Genomic DNA, 19,353 nt, shown 5'->3' on the forward strand with positions numbered 1-19,353 from the left:
ATATCTTGCCCAAAGCTAAGGAAAGTATTGATACATGAAATTAACCATTTGGGGAGCTGCTCAGCAAGTAACGGGCAGTATGCATTTATTACAATTAGATAACTACTCGATACTGATAGATTGTGGTTTAGACTACGAAAAAGGCACCTATCAAGAAGAGAATCAACATTTTCCTTTTGATCCTGCAGAGATAGATCTCGTGATCTTAACCCACGCACACATAGACCATTCTGGCAATTTACCTACCCTATTGCGCATGGGTTTTGAAGGCCAAATTTTGTGCACTTCTGCCACTGCCGATCTAGCTGAATTATTGCTCTTAGATTCTGTAAATGTATTTTTGGGCAAACAGAACAAGAAAACTAAACATAGAAAAGGACGCTCTGGACCGCAGCCACTCTATCTTCAAAAACATGTAATGGAAACCGTTGATCGGTTTGTGACCATTGCTTTTAACAAGCCTTTTAAAATAAATGGTGCTATTGAGCTCACGTTTATTGCTGTAGGCCATTTGTTAGGTGCTGCAGCGGCTGTATTAACTATTACAGAAAATGGAACCACTAAAAAAATTGCGTTTACTGGTGACATTGGCAGAAAAAACTATCCTGTTTTAATTGATCCGCAACCCCTACCACAGGTTGATTACCTCGTTTCAGAATCTACTTATGGCGGAAGGTTCCACAGTACAGATACCACTTTACAAGAAAAACTTATTCAAACCATTGAAGAAACCTGTATTAAAACTCCTGGAAGACTAATTATTCCTGCTTTTAGTATTGGCAGAACGCAATCATTGGTATTTATGCTCAATCAGATTTTTAGCAAGGGCTTGTTACCTCCGGTGCAAATCTTTGTTGATAGCCCACTTGCCAATTTTGCGACAGATGTTTACCGCAAACACCACGATCTGGTAAGTGATGAGGCCAAGGAGTTTTACCAAACCAAAGGCGATGAATTTGAATTTGACAACCTAACTTATGTACATGATCGAAAAGAAAGTCTTTCTATCAGCAATTATTTAGAACCTTGTATCATTATCTCTTCTGCCGGAATGTTAGAAGGTGGTAGAATTCAGGATCATTTGTATTACAATATCCAAAACTACTATTGCACCATTTTATTTATCGGTTATTGCGCAAAAGGAACCTTAGGCGATCGTTTATTGCGTGGCGACCCTATTGTACGTTTACGCAACCGCGATCTGATGGTTTATGCTGCCATTAAAAAAACTGACCTATTAAGTGGACACGGAGACCACCACGATTTAATGAATACCATTAAACAACAAGACCCTCAAAAACTTAAAAAGGTATTTTTGGTACATGGTGAGCTTAAAAACATGAATGCATTAGCCACTGCACTGAGCACAGAGTGCTATGATGTAGTTATTCCAGAAAAAGGTGAGGTAATTGAGCTTTAAACTACCAAAAAGACATTAAATTTTGCATTTCTTATGGGCTGGCCTTTAATTGACAAGGTTTCGCCTTTATAATCACGCATCGGTCTAATTACAAATGGTTCGTCAGTTTTTTCAAATTCATCGAAAGCTAACTTTAAACGATCAAGATAAGTATCGGCCTTAACTCTCCATTTTTTATCGTTATACCAAAAGTAAGCAAACGTATTTCTGGTATCGCCTTTTAGTTTACCATCAAGCCTGATGTAAGAAATATTTGCTTTTTTTAAAGGTTCAACAGCTTTTTTATAAAATGTTTTAAAGTCTTTAAATTCTGGGATCACGTTGGTCTCGCTCATTGCTTTCAATTTTGGCGCAATTTACAATATTTTAGCCGATAGCCGTAGCCTGTTTTCTTTTTAAGATCAATGCACTGATCAAAGTAATGACCAAACCAACCGGTAAAATTTCCATATAGGTTAATAAAATTACGCCAATTGGGGTTTTATACATCTCTTTATAATCTGCCATTTCGGCTATTGCCTTATTGATTTCTACTGTGCTTTTGCCTGCAGCCCTTGCCTGATCGATAACATGTGCAGCATATTTATCCATAAAATCTGGAATAAACCCATAATAAGCAATGAGCCAAGTAACCACATAAACGGTTGATGCAATGAGTGCAATTGAAATACCTATTTTAAAAGCTTTTCCAAAGCTGATCACTCCATTGTTAAATTTATCTCTGTAATTTTTTATGCCCACAAAAATAAAAGAGAAGGCCAATATCATGAGGGTAAAACCCATCACCATATTACCAGAAAAATCTTTGTTGTTATAACATTGAACTGCTGCAACAATCAACATTGAACTGGCAATTAGGCCAGACAATAATCCAAAAATGAGTACGTTTTTTTTCATCTGTATATTTTAATTTACCCTGCAAAGTAAGTCCAATCGTTTCAAATGGCATTCATACTTTTGGGTGATTTTAATAAAAAACAGGTATTTACTACTAAATTAAGAAAATTTTTAAGCGATTAAAGCCAGTTTCTTAGCCTTTTCAATGGCTTGGGTCCTGCGCCTTACCTCCAATTTTTCAAACAAACGGCTAATATGGGTTTTAATGGTATTGAGTGATACGAACAACTGATCGGCAAGTTCTTTATTGCTCAAACCTGTGGCCATTAGCTGTAAAACTTCCAACTCTCTTTTGCTCAAACCAAGATCATCAAAAGCAGACTGGTTAAATTCGAATTCATCTGAACTCGACTTAAAAACAGCTTTCTCTATAATCTTCGTTTCAATTTTAGGCTTGCTCAACTTTAAGGCCAGCCAAATTCCTAATAGCGTAAAAATAAATGCAATGGCGCCCGCATAAATTTCAAATGCATGTTGCATCACAATAAAGCGAAACTCTAACCATCTAATCAGAATAATTAAAGTGGCCAAACCTATCCCATATAAAATAGTCTGGATGTACTTTTTAGCACGCATACAATTGAGCGAATTGATCTTTTGAAATTAAAACGGTTAACTGATCAAAAATATAGAAACTGTTTAATTTTCAATTAAATATTTTATCACTCCTCTCACAAAGTTTAAGGTGAGCGAATGTACATTTTGTTACTGATTAATTTGTTTAAGATTTAAAACTAACTATCGGTTTAAATTGTAATCTTTATCTTAGTTACACCATATTTGCACAATAATGAACCCAATGCTCAAAAAGAACAACATCCTCATCTGCCTATTTGCATTGATCATTAGCTTTGTGCTGCTCAGTATCTTTATCGTTCATCACCCCATACCCACCATAGACCTTAAAATTTCGCTATTTATTCAAAAACACCATTCTGATCTTTTGGATAAAATCATGTTGGCCATTAGCTTCTTTGGCGAACTACCCTACTCTTTGCTCATGGTGCTTGTAGTAGCATTTATATTTTACCTCTTTAAATTTAAGAGAGAAGCTTATTTCATCACTTCAATTTTAACATCTGGGCTCATTATTTTAGGTATCAAAAATATAATTGATCGGCCAAGACCTACAGAATTTTATGTGCGCTTAGTAGAAATCAATAGATTTCAGAGTTTTCCAAGCGGCCATGTGCTCTCTTATGTACTCTTTTTTGGCTTTATGATTGTTTTGATGAGGGAGCTCAAAACGATCCCTAAGCTTACTAGAAATATCGTTACTGTTATCTCGGCATTTTACATGATCACCATCGCATTTTCTAGAATTTATTTGGGGGCACATTGGTTTACAGACACTTTAGGTGGATTTATTTTGGGATTGATCTGCCTATTTCCACTTTGTTATTTCTATTACAAAAATAAACGGGGATAAAGCCTAAGCCCACCCCCGTCATTTAAATTAACGCTCTAGTATATAAAGACGCTCAATTCTGGTAATTATTGTACAATCGTATTTTTTTGTTTTTCCTTAAGCTTCAAAGTGATAAGGAATGTATTCATTTTCTACACTTCCGTCGGCATATAAACGCAATAAGGCATAACCCGGAGGGGTTTCTTCGTAATAATAGGCCGCTGCTGATTGTTTATCGCCTTTGCCCCACCAAAATCCACACATGGCACCATTGCAAAAATAGTTCACATCGTTGTACCAAACCTTATCTAACAAATGTTGATGACCACTTAAACATACCTTTACTTTATCTTTATGTTTATAGAACAAGGCTTTTAATGCTTTATAATCACCATGTTGTCCACCTGCCCAAATATTGGTTACAGAAAGCATCGGGAAATGCGACATCAACAATACTGGTGTATTTGGAGCAAGTTTGTCTAGTTCTTTTGTTAACCATTCCATTTGCTCAGGATCAAGTGTTGTTCCTTTATTGTTCCCATCTAAAATGATGAAATGCCAACCTTTACGGCTAAAGCTATAATATCTGTTTGGAATTTTAAGTCGTTTAACCACATATGGAATACCATACATCTCATCTGTTTTAGCTGGTGCTTTCCACCAAGGATCGTGGTTTCCGATACAACTGTAAACATCTAACGTGGTGTTTTTGATAAAGCCATCCCAAACTGCCCATTGCTCGGTTACCATTTCTCTGGTTACATTATCATAGGATGCATCCATAATCGAATCGCCACCATTTAGAATGAAATCTACTTTATTTTTAAGCGTTTCATTTAAGCACTTTTTTGCTCGTTCTGGTACATTGTCTTTTCCATGGATATGCACATCGGTAATATGCGCAATAGTTAAGATTGGCTTTTTTGTTGGCTTTACAATAGCTTCAGCAGCACCTTCTGGGATTACACTGAGCGTTCCAAGCGCCAAAGCACCTTGCATAAAATGTCTTCTTTTCATGTGAATATATTAAAATCGTTTGTGTATTTCTAGAACTTTGGAATGGAAAAAGAACCTTTGATTGCGCCAGCTTGATCAGGTCTTTGTGCTGCGAAACTAGATGTTCATTGTTAAGCTGATAAGAAGTCTGTGTTAAATGATGATAAAGAACAATTGGTATCGGCGGTAAAGCCGTAATTTTGGCCTAATTTATCAATCGCGATGTTACAGATTATATTGACCAGCATTGGTTGGCTTGGTGTGGTGTTATGCACCCTAGGATATTTATTATTGAGCATGAAAAAAGTAAGCGCAGAGTCGCTCAGTTTTCAATTGCTGAATATCATTGGCGGTTTATGCCTAGTAGCTACCGCAGTAGACAGTAATGACATACCCAATGCCGCCGCCAACCTACTTTGGATGTTTATTGGTGTTTATGCACTTAATCGTCAATTAAGAGGTCAAAATACCCGTACTAAGGCTTAGAGGTTCTATCCCTAAAACTTGATAGGCAATATTTTTATAGTAGGCCAAACGTTCGCTATAGATCTTTTTATTGTTTTCTAACGAAAGGTAAAAATAAGCCCCATCTACCAAAACAAATATCAGGTCGGCCGTATTCTGAGGGTCGGTAACCTTGATCAGGTTTTTGCTATTGCATTGTTCAATCATGGTGGCCAATGCCAAACGAAGAGAATCTAAAATGGTCTTGTATTTTGCCTTAATCTCTTTTTCTCTAAATGCCAAAGCATAAAAAGTATAAAACAGACCATCATCAAACAGAAGGTTCCATTTTTTTGAAAACAACATCTCTATCGTTTTTTTCAGTTCAGCCAATGTAGCTCCATCTTTATTTTTGATGGTATAGATCAACAAATATCTTTCTAAGATATACTCGATCAATGAGTAGGTCAATTCTTCTTTGGTTTCAAAATAATGAATGATCAGGCTTGGATTGATATCCATTACCTTGGCAATTTTAGCGATCGAGGTATTCTCATACCCTTCCTTTTTGGCAACCTTGTAAAATACCTTTATAATTTCTTGTTGTCTTGTTTCTTTAAGACTTTTTCTGCCCATAGCAATAATTAACGAATTGGAAAACTACTAAAAAGTAATGGAAAGGACCAAATTAAATTTTTTAATAGATTGAATGTATGTTCAATTAATCTTTTAATTTGACCTTAACCTCGGCTTAATATTATAACTGGAATTTAGCAGCGCTTCAAGCAGTCAAAATTTTATAAACCAACAATTAATATTAATGTAACAATGAAGAAAAAACTACTTTTTTTTGTCTTGTGGGGTAAAAAAAGTCATTCCTTATTTTGGGTGATGTGCCTCCTATTTATAACCACAAATAGTTTTGCTCAAAGCTTAACCCTATCTGGTAAAGTTGCTGATGCAGAAACCAAAGAAACGATCCCATTCGTAAACATTAATGTTAAGGGTACCAACATTCATGCAGCAACAAACGAAAAAGGATTGTACACACTTAACAATGTACCTTCAAAAGCCATATTGGTATTTACCTATATCGGCTACAAACAACAAGAGCTGGCTGTAGATGGCCAAACAGTTTTAAACGTGGAATTAACACCCGACAACAGCAAGCTAAATGAAGTTGTTGTGGTTGGTTTTGGTACCAAGAAAAAATTGAACATTGCCGGTGCTATCGACCAGATATCGGGCAAACAGTTAGAATCTCGCCCAGTGGCCAATGTTATTCAAGCTTTACAAGGCATTAGCCCAGGCTTAAACATTAGGTATGGTGGCGGTAGTCCTGGTACCGTTCCTGTGATTAACATTAGGGGATTTACTTCAATTAATGGAGGTTCTCCTTTAATTGTAATTGATGGTATACCAGCCACAAGCAATGATGACATGTTGAGGTTAACGCCTTCAGACATTTCATCTTTTACCGTTTTACGTGATGCTGCATCTGCTGCCATTTATGGCGCAAGAGCGGCTTTTGGTGTAATTTTAATCACTACCAAACAAGGGGCAATTGGTCGCCAAACCATTAGCTACAATACCAGCACCTCTTGGGGCAAACCTACTGTATTGCCAAAACCGGTAACCGATCCATATATCTACTCGAGAGTTTTAGAAACTTCTACAGATAATACCCCATGGGATTATGTAAATTATTCTGATGAGCACTACAAATGGGCTAAAGAAAGATCGGATAATCCATCTATTCCAGATACCCGTATCAATCCAACCGATCCTACCAAATGGGCTTATATGGGTAGTAACGATTGGTATAAATACTTTTTTAACAATGCCAGCTTATCTCAAAACCACACTATTTCATTTTCGGGTGGTGTAAACGTAAACAACACTCCTGTTAACTATTATCTTTCTGCAGATTATACCAAAGAAAACGGTTTAAATAAACTTACTCCAGATTTCTGGGATAGATATGGCCTTCGTTCTAGGGTAAGTTTTTCTCCATTAAAATGGTTAAAAGTAGACAACAACCTTAACATTTACGAAACAAAACGAGCATTACCTAATACCAGTATTACAGATCTTTACTACCTACAGCCAACAGATGTAGCCAAAAACCCAGATGGTACTTGGGCCAATACAGCAGCTGGCCGTTTAGGAGCCCGATTGGTAGATGGAGGAAATAACAACCAAAAAATGTTCGGTTTCCATAACATTACAGGTGCAATAGCCAGCTTTTTAAATGGCGATCTACAAGTAAATGCTGATGCCTCTTTTAAAAGAGAATTATGGAAATACCATAACGATAGCAAGAAATACAAGATCGGTTATGGTCCAAATGACGTGAGAGAAGAAGGTGGAACAGGTTATGTAAGCGAAGACAATGGCTATTTATACAACAATGCTTTTAACGTATACAGTACTTACAAAAAAACACTGGGCGACCACTTTTTCAGTGCCATGGTGGGTTACAACAATGAAGACTATAACTATGCTGTAATCAGTGCAAAAAAAGATGTGTTAATCTCATCTTCTCTTCCTTACATTGGCTTAACTAGTGGTGCAGCCTCAATAGGTTCTAGTTATAGAGCTTATGCAACTACAAGTGCATTTAGTAGATTAAACTATACTTACAAAGACCGATACATTTTAGAAGGAACAGGCCGATATGATGGTTCATCTCGTTTCCCTACACAAAAACGTTGGGGCTTTTTCCCTTCTGCTTCCCTAGCGTGGATTGCAAGTTCAGAGTCGTTCTTTAAACCGCTTTCGCCAGTATTAACAACTTTTAAATTGCGTACTTCTTATGGCGACCTCGGAAACCAAAACGTAGGCGATTTTGGATACATCCAATCTTTACAAACAGGGGTTTCTAATTATTTAATTGGTGGCGCTGGTCAGAATCAAATTATTACTGGTGCACCAGGTTTATTGGTAGATCCTAATACTTATACATGGGAGCGCGTATCGACCTTGAACATGGGTACAGATATTGGAATGTTAAAAGATAAATTACAATTTACCTTCGATTACTTTATTCGCGATACTAAAGGAATGCTTGTTCCGGGACAAGAATTGCCAGGTGTATTGGGTACTTCATCTCCAAGTCAAAACGCTGCCGACCTAAGAACAAAAGGTTGGGAACTATCGGTAAGTTATAAAGACAGATTTCCATTGGGCGCCAAATCATTTGGTTTTGAAGCAAAAGTATTCCTTGCCGATTCGCGTTCTAAGATTACCAAATTTAAAAACGATCAAAACTTGTTCTCTAATTACCGTGTAGGGCAAGAGATTGGTGAAATTTGGGGATTAGAGAATGATGGTTATTTTAAAAGCAAAGCCGAAATAGATGCATTAGACGAAACAGGAATTATTCCTTGGGGAGCATTGAGCATTGTTGAAGGCTGGCCTAAATACAAAGATTTGGATGGCAATAAAAAAATTGAACGCGGTTTAAGTGCCAACGACCCTAAAGACCTTAAGATTATTGGTAACAGTACAGACCGTTACAGTATCGGTGCCAATTTAAGTATGGACTGGAATGGCTTTGATGCTTCAATCTTCCTTCAAGGTGTTTTAAAAAGAGATTTCTATCCTCACCATTATTTATTCTGGGGTCCGTACCAACAGCCTTATGCCAACGTGTACCCATGGAATTTAGATTATTATAGATCGGTAGCCGATTCGCCAGAGCAAAGAGCTAAACACTCGGCATCTTACATTGCAGCTGGTTTAGCCGATGCAAACCCGAACTCAGCTTATCCTATCTTACAATCATGGTTGGCAGATGCCAATGAAGGTAAAGGCTTAGATATTCCACAAACTAAATACCTTTTAAATGGGGCTTATTTAAGAATCAAGAATGTATCGATCGGCTATACCGTTCCTGCTAAAATTAGCAATAAGTTAAAAATAAGCAGACTTCGTGTATTTGTAACTGGAGAAAATCTTTACGAGTTCTCTTCTATCAAAAAATACATTGATCCAGAAGCTGTAAACCAAGGTTCTAGCGCATGGGCTTATCCATTCCAAAGAAAATATGCTATTGGCTTAAACCTAGATTTTTAATCCTATAAAGTTTAACAATCATTAAAATTAATCATGAAGAAGAACTTATATATCTTATTAATTGTACTTGCAGGCAGCATTGTTGCTTGTAAAAAGGGCGATTTGGATCGTTTCCCACAAACGTCAATCTCTCCAAACCTTTTCTTCAATACAGAAGAAGACTTATCGTTATACATTAACGGACTATTATCGCAACCAGACAGAAATACGTATCTAAACGACCAAAGTAGCGACAATACAGCTACTACTGCAGCAGTAGAAGTAAAAAACGTAATGGCTGGAAGCACAAGTGCACAAAATATAACCAGCGGATGGAGCTGGAGCAGGTTACGTAACATTAACTACTTTTTAGAAAGCTATAAAAAAGCAAGTGTAAGCAACGAAGTAAAAAACCACTATGCCGGATTAGCTCGTTACTACCGTGCCGAATTTTACATGGACAAAATCAAGCGTTTTTCTGATGTGCCTTGGTATTCTACATCTCTAAGTCCTGGCGATCAAGCTTTGTACAAAGGTCGCGACCCTAGGGCATTGGTAATGGATAGTGTAATGGCCGATTTTGATTTCGCTTATAAAAATGTGAGAGAAAAAGTTCCTGTTGGTACTCCTGGTAAATGGGCAGTTGCTACTGCTTATGCACGTGCTGCGCTTTACGAAGGCACGTTCCGTAAATACCATTCAGAAATCAATTTAGCAAGCAATGCAAATACTTTCCTAGACAACGCTTCAAAAGTAGCCGGAGAGATCATTGCCTCAAAAAAATTCTCTATTTACAATACGGGTAAAACTGATCAAGATTATGCTACTTTGTTCAACAGTCAAGACCTTACTACTAATCCTGAGGTTATTTTAACTAATATTTTCGACCTCAGTAAAAGCAAAAGCCAGAATGTGAATTCGGTAGTATTTGGCGATTATGAGCAAGCACCAGCAAAAGACTTGATCCAAACCTATTTAATGAAAGACGGTAGCCGTTTTACAGATCAGCCCAATTATAGCCAGCTGGGTTTTGTAAAGGAATTTCAAAATCGCGATCCACGTTTAATGCAAACCGTAGCTTACCCAGGTTGGGTTAGAGTACCCGATGCAGTGCCTTACATTCAGCGTTTAAACAAGAATTTTACAGGCTACCACCAATTAAAGGGATATGTAAACAGTACAGACAATACCATTTTAAACAGTGTAGATTTTCCTGTTTATCGCTATGCAGAAGTGTTGTTAATTTATGCAGAAGCACTTGCTGAACTGGGTACATTAACTCAACAACAGTTGGATGCCTCTGTTAATTTATTAAGAAAAAGAGTTGGATTGCCAGACCTTAACCTTGCGCAAGCAAATGCTTCACCAGATCCATTGTTACAACAGCAGTTTGACAATGTGGGTGCTAACGTGGGTGTAATTTTAGAAATAAGAAGAGAACGCCGAGTAGAATTTGCGTTTGAAAACACCAGATACGATGACCTGATGAGATGGAAATCTGGAAAACTATTGACAAAAAGCCCTGAAGGAATGTATTTTGCTGGACTAGGAAAATATGATTTAACTGGCGACGGCGTAGATGATATCATCTTAATAGACAGATCATTGACCATACCAGGAGAAGATCAAAAAGAGAAAAACTCACTTGGTGTAAAATTGATCTATTACCGTACAGGCTTAATTGGAACTGACGCTACTGTTTATTTAAAAAATGGCAATACAGGTGGTGCCATTGTAACCGAAGCTGTTACCCGTAATTTTCAAGAACCCAAATATTATTATCGCCCTATTCCTCAACAACAGGTGGTATTGAATCCAAACCTTAAACAAATTTTTGGTTGGTAAAACCCTTAAACCCATTTCGAAACACCAACGAAATGGGTTTAATTTATCATTTCATTTGAAAAAATATTCCTTATGTATCGAAAAATATTTACACTCGCACTCCTTTTTATTAGCTTCAACACTTTTGCTCAAAAAACAAAAAAGACAGTTTTTATCATTGCCGATGGCATTTCTGCCGATGTAATAGAAAGGCTTAATCTTCCTAATATGAACAGGATCATTAAAAAAGGCAGTTACACCCGAATGTACGTTGGTGGCGATAAAGGAGGCTATAACCAAACGCCAACCGTTTCTGCTGTAGGCTACAATAGTCTTTTAACTGGCACTTGGGTAAACAAGCACAATGTTCCAGATAACGACATTAAAGATCCCAATTACAATTACCACAATATTTTCAGGTTATTAAAAGCTCAATATCCTCAGAAAAAGACAGCCATTTTTTCGAGTTGGACAGATAATCGTACTAAATTATTGGGCCATAACCTAAGTAATGCTGGCAATTTAGTGGTAGATCAACATTTTGATGGTTATGAATTAGATACTATTCGGTTTAAACCTGATAAAAGCAGAAATTTTATGCACAGAATAGATGAGCAAGTAACTGAATCGGCAGCAACAACCATCAAAAAAGATGGACCAGATCTTTCTTGGGTTTATTTAGAATTTACAGACGATATGGGCCATATGTATGGCGATGGTCCACAGTTTGAAGATGCCATTAAAAAATTAGATGTACAATTGGGTAAAATATACGACGCTGTAGCTTACCGTGAGCAAGCATTTAAAGAAGAATGGTTATTTGTTGTTACTACAGATCATGGCAGAACCGAAGCCAACGGAAAAGGCCATGGAGGTCAATCGCCAAGACAACGCAGCACTTGGATGATCTCTAACTATCCACAATTAAATAGCTATGCTCGCTATTACAACCCTGCCATTGTAGACATTATGCCTTCTATTGCTAGATTTATGAACATTACTATTCCAAAAGCACAATTACAAGAAATAGACGGAACAGCACTAATTGGTCCAATTTCTATTGCAGATGCAACAGTAAATTATGTAAATGGCAATGCAGACATTAGCTGGAAAACATTAGATCAAAAAGGTACAGTTAAAATATGGGCAGCAACAACCAATAATGTTAAAACTGGTGGCAAAGATAATTATACATTAATGGCAGAATTACCAATAGCAACCAAACATGCTTTTATCGATCTGAAAAAATATCCATCATCATTTTATAAGATCGTATTGGAAGCACCTTACAATACTATCAATAAATGGATAGTAATAGAGCCTAAGAAGTAAGCAAAAAGGCTGTAAAAAGAAACAGGGATAAAGCCTAGGCCCTATCCCCGTTATCTAAATTAACGCTCTCACTGCATATATACGGTTAAAAATTTAAATTAAAAAAAATTGTTGCATTTTTTTTCAAAATAGCCTTAAAAAAAGAGACGGAGATAAAGCAATGCCCTATCCCCGTCATCTAAATTAACGCTCTCGTATATATAGACGTTGCATTTAAAGATTTATTATATCGACCTACATTTTTTTATCTTTTATTCCTATTAGCTCTAATCATTATGAGCATCGTAAATTACTGACATACATACAATTGAAACAAATATATGCTAAAAANNTTTTTAGCATATATTTGTTTAACCATTTCATAATTATGTTGTATGCAGTTGTAGATATTGAAACCACAGGAGGTTATGCCGCCTCTCATGGCATAACAGAAATTGCCATACACATCCATAATGGCAGGGAGATTATAGAAAGTTACGAGACCCTGATCAACCCACATCAAAACATTCCGATATACATTCAGGCCTTAACCGGAATTGATGACGAGATGGTTGCTTCGGCCCCAGAGTTTAGAGATATAGCTGAACGCATTTATGGATTACTGCACGACAAAATATTTGTTGCACACAATGTAAACTTCGACTATTCTTTTGTTCGCCATCACTTGGAGGCTTGTGGCTACACGCTCAATTGCAAAAAATTGTGCACCGTTAGGCTAAGCAGAAAATTATTTCCCGGCCTGGCATCTTATAGTTTGGGTAAACTTTGTGCTGATTTATCAATTCCATTAAACAATAGACACAGAGCCGGCGGCGATGCCAATGCAACGGCTGTTCTTTTAGCATTATTAGTTGAAAAAGATACTGAAGGATTAATTGAAGACACTTTAAAAAGAAGTTCGAAAGAACAAACATTACCTCCTAACCTACAAAAAACAGAAATTGATAAATTGCCAAATACACCTGGAGTTTATTATTTTAAAAATGAAAAAGGCAAGGTTATTTATGTAGGAAAAGCCAAACAATTGAAAAAACGTGTTTGCACACATTTTAGTGGACATAACATTAGTCAACAGCGACAAAATTTTCTAAAGAGCATTTACAGCATTGATTTTCAGACCTGTGGTACAGAACTGATGGCCTTTATTTTAGAAGCGGCAGAAATTAAAAAGCTATGGCCAGAAAACAACAGGGCAATGAAACGTTTTGAGCAAAAATATTCGCTCTATCAGTTTGAAGACCAAAATGGGTATATCCGCCTCGGTATTGACAAGTATAGAAAAAATGGCTCAGTTTTATACAGCTTTAATAACCTATTAGAAGGGCATCAATTGTTAAGGACTATTGCTAGTGAGCATCTTCTCTGCGAAAAACTGTGTTTTATCCAAACTCATAAAGGTGCTTGTAGCTTATATATTGATGGTGGATGTGAAGGTGCTTGTGTAGGCGAAGAAAGTCCAGAAGATTACAATTACCGCGTAGCAGAGGCCATGAAACAATTGCAAAGTCTACTTCCATCTTTTGCCTTGATAGACAATGGCAGATCTGAAGAAGAGAAAAGTTGTGTTTGGGTAGAAAAGGGGAAATTTTATGGCATGGGCTATATTTCAGAGTATTGTGATATTAATGATCTGGAAACCTTAAAATCTGCCATTACACCTTACCCATCTAACGACTACATTATGAACCTGATTTTATCTCACAGCAGCCAATATCCACAAAAAACCATTCCATTAGCTGTAAGAATTTAAAAAAAACTTATACATCAATCAGTAAAAAGTACTATTTTAAGTAAGGATTATACCTTTAGTAAGCCATTATAAATAGGTACTTTTGTATATGAAATCTGATATCCCTGTTTACGATATTCAAAACTTTAAAACTTACAAAAATGATGGTATTTTGGTAAGTAGGTTTGGGTATTATGCGCAACAGCATCAGCATTTGCATTCGGCTCATCGACATTCCTTTTATCACTTGGTATTTTTCACCTCAGGAACAGGAAACCAGCAAATAGATTTTAAAAAATTTGAAGTGAAACCGGGATTGATCTATTTCATGATCCCCGGGCAGGTACATAGTTGGGATTTCACGACAGAGCCCGATGGCTATATCATCAACTTTTCTAGCAATTATTTAAGTTCATTTCTTTTAAAGCCAGATTATTTAGCAAATTTTAGTTTTTTTAGTGGGCAACCAGACCATCAGGTGATGGTTTTACCAAACTTTACTCAAGAAAGGATTACCCCTATTTTTGAAGACATTTTAAGAGAGGGCCAAAATGAGCAACCTATTAACGACGATCTAGTAAAAACCTTACTGATCAGATTGTTTATAGAAATATCGCGAACAACAAATGTTGGCCAAAATGTAAATGGTAATTCTTACAACCATACTTTATTAAAGAATTTCCAAAACCTGATAGAGGAAAATTATGCGAAACTAAGGCTACCTAAGCAATATGCAGAATTATTGTACATTACCCCTAACCATTTAAATGCTTTATGCAACGATTTTTTAGGGGTTTCGGCAGGGATATTGATTAGAAATAGAGTGATTTTAGAAGCCAAACGTTTATTGATCAATTTAGACTTGTTGATCTCTGAAGTTGCCACTAAACTTAATTTCGACGATCAATCTTATTTTATTAAATTCTTCAAAAAATACGAAGGCATTACACCAGAAAAATTCAGAAAATTAAATACCAATACACATGGAAGCAAATAAAGAAAATAAAACCTTATATATCTCTCAATGGCAGGGAATGGTAAACGCTAAATGTCCTCGTTGCAGAGTTGGAAATGTATTTTCGGGTCCAACTTATGGCTTTAAGATCCAAAAAATGAACGAAGTTTGCCCACATTGTAATCTTAAATTCGAACGCGAACCTGGTTATTTTTATGTTTCGATGTTTGTAAGCTATGCCATGAATGTTGCCGAAATGATTAGTGTGAGTGTGGCAGCTTATGTTTTCGGTCTTAAACTAGAATATGATAACCTATGGTATTTTGTAGCCATTTTATTTGGAACAACCGTATTGTTTTCTCCATTTAACTACCGTTATTCGAGAATAGCTTTATTGTATTGGCTATCGCCTGGATTGAATTACGAACCGGAAAGAAGTATCAAACAAAAGAAATAGTTTAGAAAATTGCATAGCGATAACTGATCAATTCATCCCAATTAGATTTGGTTTGTTTGGCCTGTGTGATTTCTTCTTCTTCTTTTTGAGCTTGTTCTTCGGCCTTGTCCCTACGTTTTTCAACATATTGCTCTACGATTAGATTAGCCTGATTAGTTTTTTGTTCTTTTGGCAAATGGGCTACTGAAGCAGTACCACCGTCTTGCTGTTTTGATAATTCCATTGACACCTCCCCTTATTTTAAAGATTAAACCCTATTTAATGAACACAGATAGGGTTTAAAAGTTTTGAATAAGTTAGCAAATGTTAGGTTAAGAACAAAACTTAATATAAATTTCTTAAGATTGGTATTTTATTCCCTTTTTTAAAGTGAACTGTTCTATCTAATAGTACCTCTATTTAATTGATGGAATGGAAACATAGATTGATTTAGAATAGCACACCAAGTCCAATTTCGAAATTACCACTAGAATAATTCCTTAATGCAGAAGTGCCAGAAGTATGCATTCCAAATATTGAAAAACTATTAAAATTCGCCCCCATCCCAACAGAGATGCTATTGGTACTATGATAGATAATGGTACCATAGATTTTATTTGAATTCATTGTAACGTTTACTCCTATATCGAGCATATCATCATACCCCTTAACTCCTCTATAGCTCAGCTTAGGTTCGATCACAAATGCACGTTTAGTGCTATCTGTCATAAACTTATAGCTAATTGCCGTAAAAAAAGTATTCCAGTTTAATGTATTGTAACGTTCGGTTGCAAAGAAATTTTTCAGATTAGGCACGGCTACTTGAATATTGAAGCGCCCTGAGGTATAAGCCATTCCAAAGTCGCCATCTAAGGTAACCGGACGTTCATTGAAACGTTGCACCGAGATATCAAGTGGTGTACCATCTACATCTTCACTAGTTAATCGCTCAGAAAGTGCACCCAAAGAAATACCAAAATGTAATTGATCATTGTCGGCACTAAGTGGTAGATGGTAAGCATAGGTTGCTACAGCTCTTGTGCGTTTCAATAAACCTGCCTTGTCGGCATAAAAACTTAGTCCAAGCCCAACTTTATTAGAGCGATGATCAACAGTAATGAACTGCGCCTTTGGCGATCCGGGAATCTGGCTCCACTGTTGATTGAAACCTGCATTTAAGCGAAAACCTTCATTTAGTCCCGCCATTGCAGGATTGCCCAAATATTGATTTTGATAAAAAGTAGCACCTAAGGGATTCAATTGTGCTTTTGCAGCCATCCCCATTCCTATGATCAAACCTATTAATAGTTGTATTCTCATCTCAATTCATATTTTTCGTTTCCCTTTTTAACTAGGGTATAATTAAGGGTGGGGTTTCATTTTGCAAAGATCTCCCACCTTTATTTCTTAAACTTTAGTCCTTTACAATTGTAATAAATCCTCTTTTCGCATTTAATTTTCCATCTCCAAATTCGATCAGGTAATAGTATGTTCCTTCTTCTAACATTACCCCATTTACACTTCCATTCCAATCGTTCTTATACCCCTTCACTTTGTGTAAAATTTTACCTGTTCTATCTAAAATGGTAACCGTATTATTCGGATAGGCATCAATGTTTTTTACAATGAAGTAATCATTCACCCCATCACCATTTGGCGATATGATATTTGTTGCTGAAGATTTTACGGTGACTACCTGCAAATTTTCCTTTACTGTAATGGTAATGAATTGGGTACTGGTTCTACCATATTGATTGGTACCTGTAACGATATAAGTAGTGGTCACAAATGGTCTAATGGTAAGTGTGGCGGTTTGTTGTCCAGTAATTATGCCTTCTGCATTGCTCCAGCTATAGCTTACTGCACCTATTGCCGTTAACTTGGCCGTTTCACCTTTACTAATGTCCTGCCCAATATCACTGGTAATTACAATATTTGGTGCCGGATTGTCAATAATTTTTAAGGGCTGTGCTACAGGAATTGCTGCTGCATAGTTGCTATTACCTGCTTGACTTGCCGTAATGGTTACGGTGCCTGCTTTCAATATTTCTACCTGATTACTATTGATAATTCTTGCAATAGTTGCATCGCTACTGCTATAGGCAATGGTTAAGCCAACATTAGAGCTTGCAGTTAAGGTAAATGCCGCATCAGTAGATAATTTATCTGCTAAAGGCGCAAAACTGATTGTCTGGGTATTTGCACCAATGGTTAATGTACCATTTACATAGTTAAAACTATAATTTGGAGCAGCCGCAGCACTAGCAACAATAGGGTATGTACCCGCAGGTGATGTAATTGTTGCCGTAGTAGTTAATGTAGGCAAAGTTGTTAATGCACTTTCATTTTCTGCATTTACAAAACCGCTATAGTTTGCCGTTAATAGCGGGTTAATTACGTTAAATGGTCTGTTCTTATCTGTTGCCGTAATGGTGAGCATTTTCTTATCAATGATAAAGCTGGCACCCACAAAGGTGATACGATAGTTATTGCCCGCTGTTAAGGTTCCAAGGTTAATGGCATAGGTACCTACATTATTATTACCGCTTTTATTTAAACTCCCTGTCATTTGATCAACTCCAACCAAAGTCCCATTTGAAATAAGGTAGGTTAAAGTAGGGTTTATATCACCATAGGTAATGGTTTTTGCTTCTGCTGTAATGGTAATTGGTCGCTGATCGATATCTGCAGTAGTTTCAGTTACGGCAATAAGTGTATAGTTTCTCGCACTTGTACCCTCTAAGAACATATCGGTCGAGCTGACGATTTTCCCTACCCCAACATTAGGATTAGCAAAGCTTGCCGTTCCTCCAGCTATTTGCACGTTTGACAAATCAATGGTGAGGATACCGCTAAGAAATCTATCTGAAATTTTTGCGATTATGTTACCATCGTAAGTTTTATTCATTGCAGTAAAAGAGCCTGTTACCGGTTTAGGTGTGATGATTAGAGACCTATCAACCGATGTTGCCGCATTGTAGTTCCCATTGCCGGTTTGAGAAGCGGTGATGGTAGTATTACCAGCTCCTACAATAGTTACCATATTACCTATAATTGTAGCCACACTTGTATTCGAACTCACATAAGTAATGGTTTGGTTTGAACCCCCACCCGTTGCGTTTAGCGCAAAAGCCGCATCGCCATAGGTTTTGTTGGTTAATGCATTGAAAGTAATGGTTTGAGCAGCTTTACCAACCGTCAAAGTCTGATCAATAGAACTTGCAGCATTATAATTTCCATTGCCAGCCTGCGAGGCAGTAATGCTACTACTACCCGCACCTATAATAGTAACCGTATTACCCACAATGGTAGCCACGTTGGTATTAGAACTCACATAAGTAATGGTCTGGTTTGAATCGCCACCCGTAGCATTTAAAGTAAAAGGCACATCTCCGTATGTTTTGTTCGCTAACGCGGCGAAGGTGATGGTTTGAGCAGCTTTATTCACGGTTAAAACCTGATCAACAGAGTTTGCTACATTATAGTTCGCGTCACCTACTTGCGAGGCAGTAATTGTAGTGCTACCTGCTCCAACTATCGTAACTTGGTTACCTACAATGGTAGCTACATTTGTATTAGAACTTACATAAGTGACGGTTTGGTTAGAGCCACCACCAGTAGCGGTTAATCCAAAAGGAGCATCTCCATAGGTTTTGTTTGCTAATGCAGCAAAGCTGATAATTTGACTAGCTTTACCCACCGTCAAGGTCTGATCAACAGGTGTTGCCGCATTATAATTCCCATCACCAGCCTGCGAAGCCGTAATGGTGGTATTGCCAGCGCCTACAATGGTAACGAGGTTACCCACAATGGTAGCCACGCTAGTATTTGAGCTTACATAAGTAATGGTTTGGTT

Annotated in this window: 17 protein-coding genes; 9 read left to right on the forward strand and 8 right to left on the reverse strand. The window is 37.0% G+C overall.

Annotated features, from left to right (window positions below):
• Nucleotides 1-34 precede the first annotated feature (34 nt).
• Complete coding sequence (locus tag AQF98_RS20100) at nt 35-1,420, forward strand: MBL fold metallo-hydrolase (RefSeq protein ID WP_055133766.1); 1,386 nt, start codon at nt 35-37, stop codon at nt 1,418-1,420.
• On the opposite strand, the gene AQF98_RS20105 is transcribed toward AQF98_RS20100, so the two are convergent.
• From AQF98_RS20105 to AQF98_RS20115, 3 genes are all read right to left on the reverse strand, one after another.
• Nucleotides 1,417-1,755: a hypothetical protein gene (locus AQF98_RS20105; protein WP_055133767.1), complete on the reverse strand. Its 339-nt coding sequence runs from the start codon at nt 1,753-1,755 to the stop codon at nt 1,417-1,419. The genes AQF98_RS20100 and AQF98_RS20105 overlap by 4 nt on opposite strands.
• A gap of 31 nt (nt 1,756-1,786) precedes the next feature.
• Nucleotides 1,787-2,317 (reverse strand): DUF4199 domain-containing protein, encoded by a 531-nt coding sequence (locus AQF98_RS20110; RefSeq protein ID WP_055133768.1) that lies wholly within the window; start codon nt 2,315-2,317, stop codon nt 1,787-1,789.
• Between the two features lie 111 nt (nt 2,318-2,428).
• The gene (locus AQF98_RS20115; RefSeq protein WP_055133769.1) at nt 2,429-2,893 is read right to left on the reverse strand and encodes a response regulator transcription factor; all 465 of its coding nucleotides are present in this window, start codon (nt 2,891-2,893) and stop codon (nt 2,429-2,431) included.
• Nucleotides 2,894-3,107: 214 nt separating this feature from the next.
• Here AQF98_RS20115 and AQF98_RS20120 point away from each other — a divergent pair, with 214 nt between their 5' ends.
• Nucleotides 3,108-3,746, forward strand: a complete 639-nt coding sequence (locus AQF98_RS20120; RefSeq protein ID WP_055133770.1) for a phosphatase PAP2 family protein — start codon at nt 3,108-3,110, stop codon at nt 3,744-3,746.
• A 96-nt stretch (nt 3,747-3,842) separates the two neighbouring features.
• Here the strand turns inward: AQF98_RS20120 and AQF98_RS20125 are convergent, their stop codons facing one another.
• Complete coding sequence (locus AQF98_RS20125) at nt 3,843-4,742, reverse strand: metallophosphoesterase (protein ID WP_055133771.1); 900 nt, start codon at nt 4,740-4,742, stop codon at nt 3,843-3,845.
• 201 nt (nt 4,743-4,943) lie between these two features.
• Here AQF98_RS20125 and AQF98_RS20130 point away from each other — a divergent pair, with 201 nt between their 5' ends.
• On the forward strand, nt 4,944-5,207 hold the full coding sequence (locus tag AQF98_RS20130) for a hypothetical protein (RefSeq protein ID WP_055133772.1): 264 nt from the start codon (nt 4,944-4,946) through the stop codon (nt 5,205-5,207).
• On the opposite strand, the gene AQF98_RS20135 is transcribed toward AQF98_RS20130, so the two are convergent.
• A complete protein-coding gene (locus tag AQF98_RS20135) occupies nt 5,175-5,801 on the reverse strand; it encodes a TetR family transcriptional regulator (RefSeq protein WP_055133773.1) in 627 nt (208 codons plus the stop codon). The two genes, AQF98_RS20130 and AQF98_RS20135, sit on opposite strands and share 33 nt — an antisense overlap.
• Nucleotides 5,802-5,993: 192 nt before the next feature.
• On the opposite strand from AQF98_RS20135, the gene AQF98_RS20140 reads away from it, so the two are divergent.
• From AQF98_RS20140 to AQF98_RS20165, 6 genes are all read left to right on the forward strand, one after another.
• The gene (locus AQF98_RS20140; RefSeq protein ID WP_055133774.1) at nt 5,994-9,242 is read left to right on the forward strand and encodes a TonB-dependent receptor; all 3,249 of its coding nucleotides are present in this window, start codon (nt 5,994-5,996) and stop codon (nt 9,240-9,242) included.
• Between the two features lie 33 nt (nt 9,243-9,275).
• Nucleotides 9,276-11,066, forward strand: coding sequence for a RagB/SusD family nutrient uptake outer membrane protein (locus AQF98_RS20145; protein WP_055133775.1), 1,791 nt, complete (start codon nt 9,276-9,278; stop codon nt 11,064-11,066).
• Between the two features lie 72 nt (nt 11,067-11,138).
• A complete protein-coding gene (locus tag AQF98_RS20150; protein ID WP_055133776.1) occupies nt 11,139-12,377 on the forward strand; it encodes an alkaline phosphatase family protein in 1,239 nt (412 codons plus the stop codon).
• A 367-nt stretch (nt 12,378-12,744) separates the two neighbouring features.
• Nucleotides 12,745-14,127 (forward strand): exonuclease domain-containing protein, encoded by a 1,383-nt coding sequence (locus AQF98_RS20155; protein ID WP_055133777.1) that lies wholly within the window; start codon nt 12,745-12,747, stop codon nt 14,125-14,127.
• Nucleotides 14,128-14,215: 88 nt separating this feature from the next.
• Entirely contained in the window at nt 14,216-15,103 is an 888-nt protein-coding gene (locus AQF98_RS20160) for an AraC family transcriptional regulator (protein ID WP_055133778.1), read from the forward strand.
• Nucleotides 15,090-15,518, forward strand: coding sequence for a hypothetical protein (locus AQF98_RS20165; RefSeq protein WP_055133779.1), 429 nt, complete (start codon nt 15,090-15,092; stop codon nt 15,516-15,518). Before AQF98_RS20160 ends, AQF98_RS20165 begins: the two co-directional genes overlap by 14 nt.
• A gap of 1 nt (nt 15,519) precedes the next feature.
• Here AQF98_RS20165 and AQF98_RS20170 read toward each other — a convergent pair whose 3' ends face one another.
• From AQF98_RS20170 to AQF98_RS20180, 3 genes are all read right to left on the reverse strand, one after another.
• Entirely contained in the window at nt 15,520-15,741 is a 222-nt protein-coding gene (locus tag AQF98_RS20170) for a hypothetical protein (protein WP_055133780.1), read from the reverse strand.
• Nucleotides 15,742-15,947: 206 nt separating this feature from the next.
• Nucleotides 15,948-16,817 carry a PorP/SprF family type IX secretion system membrane protein gene (locus AQF98_RS20175; protein WP_082435200.1) on the reverse strand — a complete coding sequence of 290 codons (870 nt, stop codon included), beginning with the start codon at nt 16,815-16,817 and terminating at the stop codon, nt 15,948-15,950.
• A gap of 94 nt (nt 16,818-16,911) precedes the next feature.
• Nucleotides 16,912-19,353, reverse strand: a 2,442-nt coding sequence (locus tag AQF98_RS20180) for an MBG domain-containing protein (protein ID WP_152969772.1), incomplete at its 5' end; no start/stop codon positions are given.

The organism is Pedobacter sp. Hv1 (genome assembly GCF_001412215.1).
Taxonomy (GTDB): Bacteria; Bacteroidota; Bacteroidia; order Sphingobacteriales; family Sphingobacteriaceae; genus Pedobacter.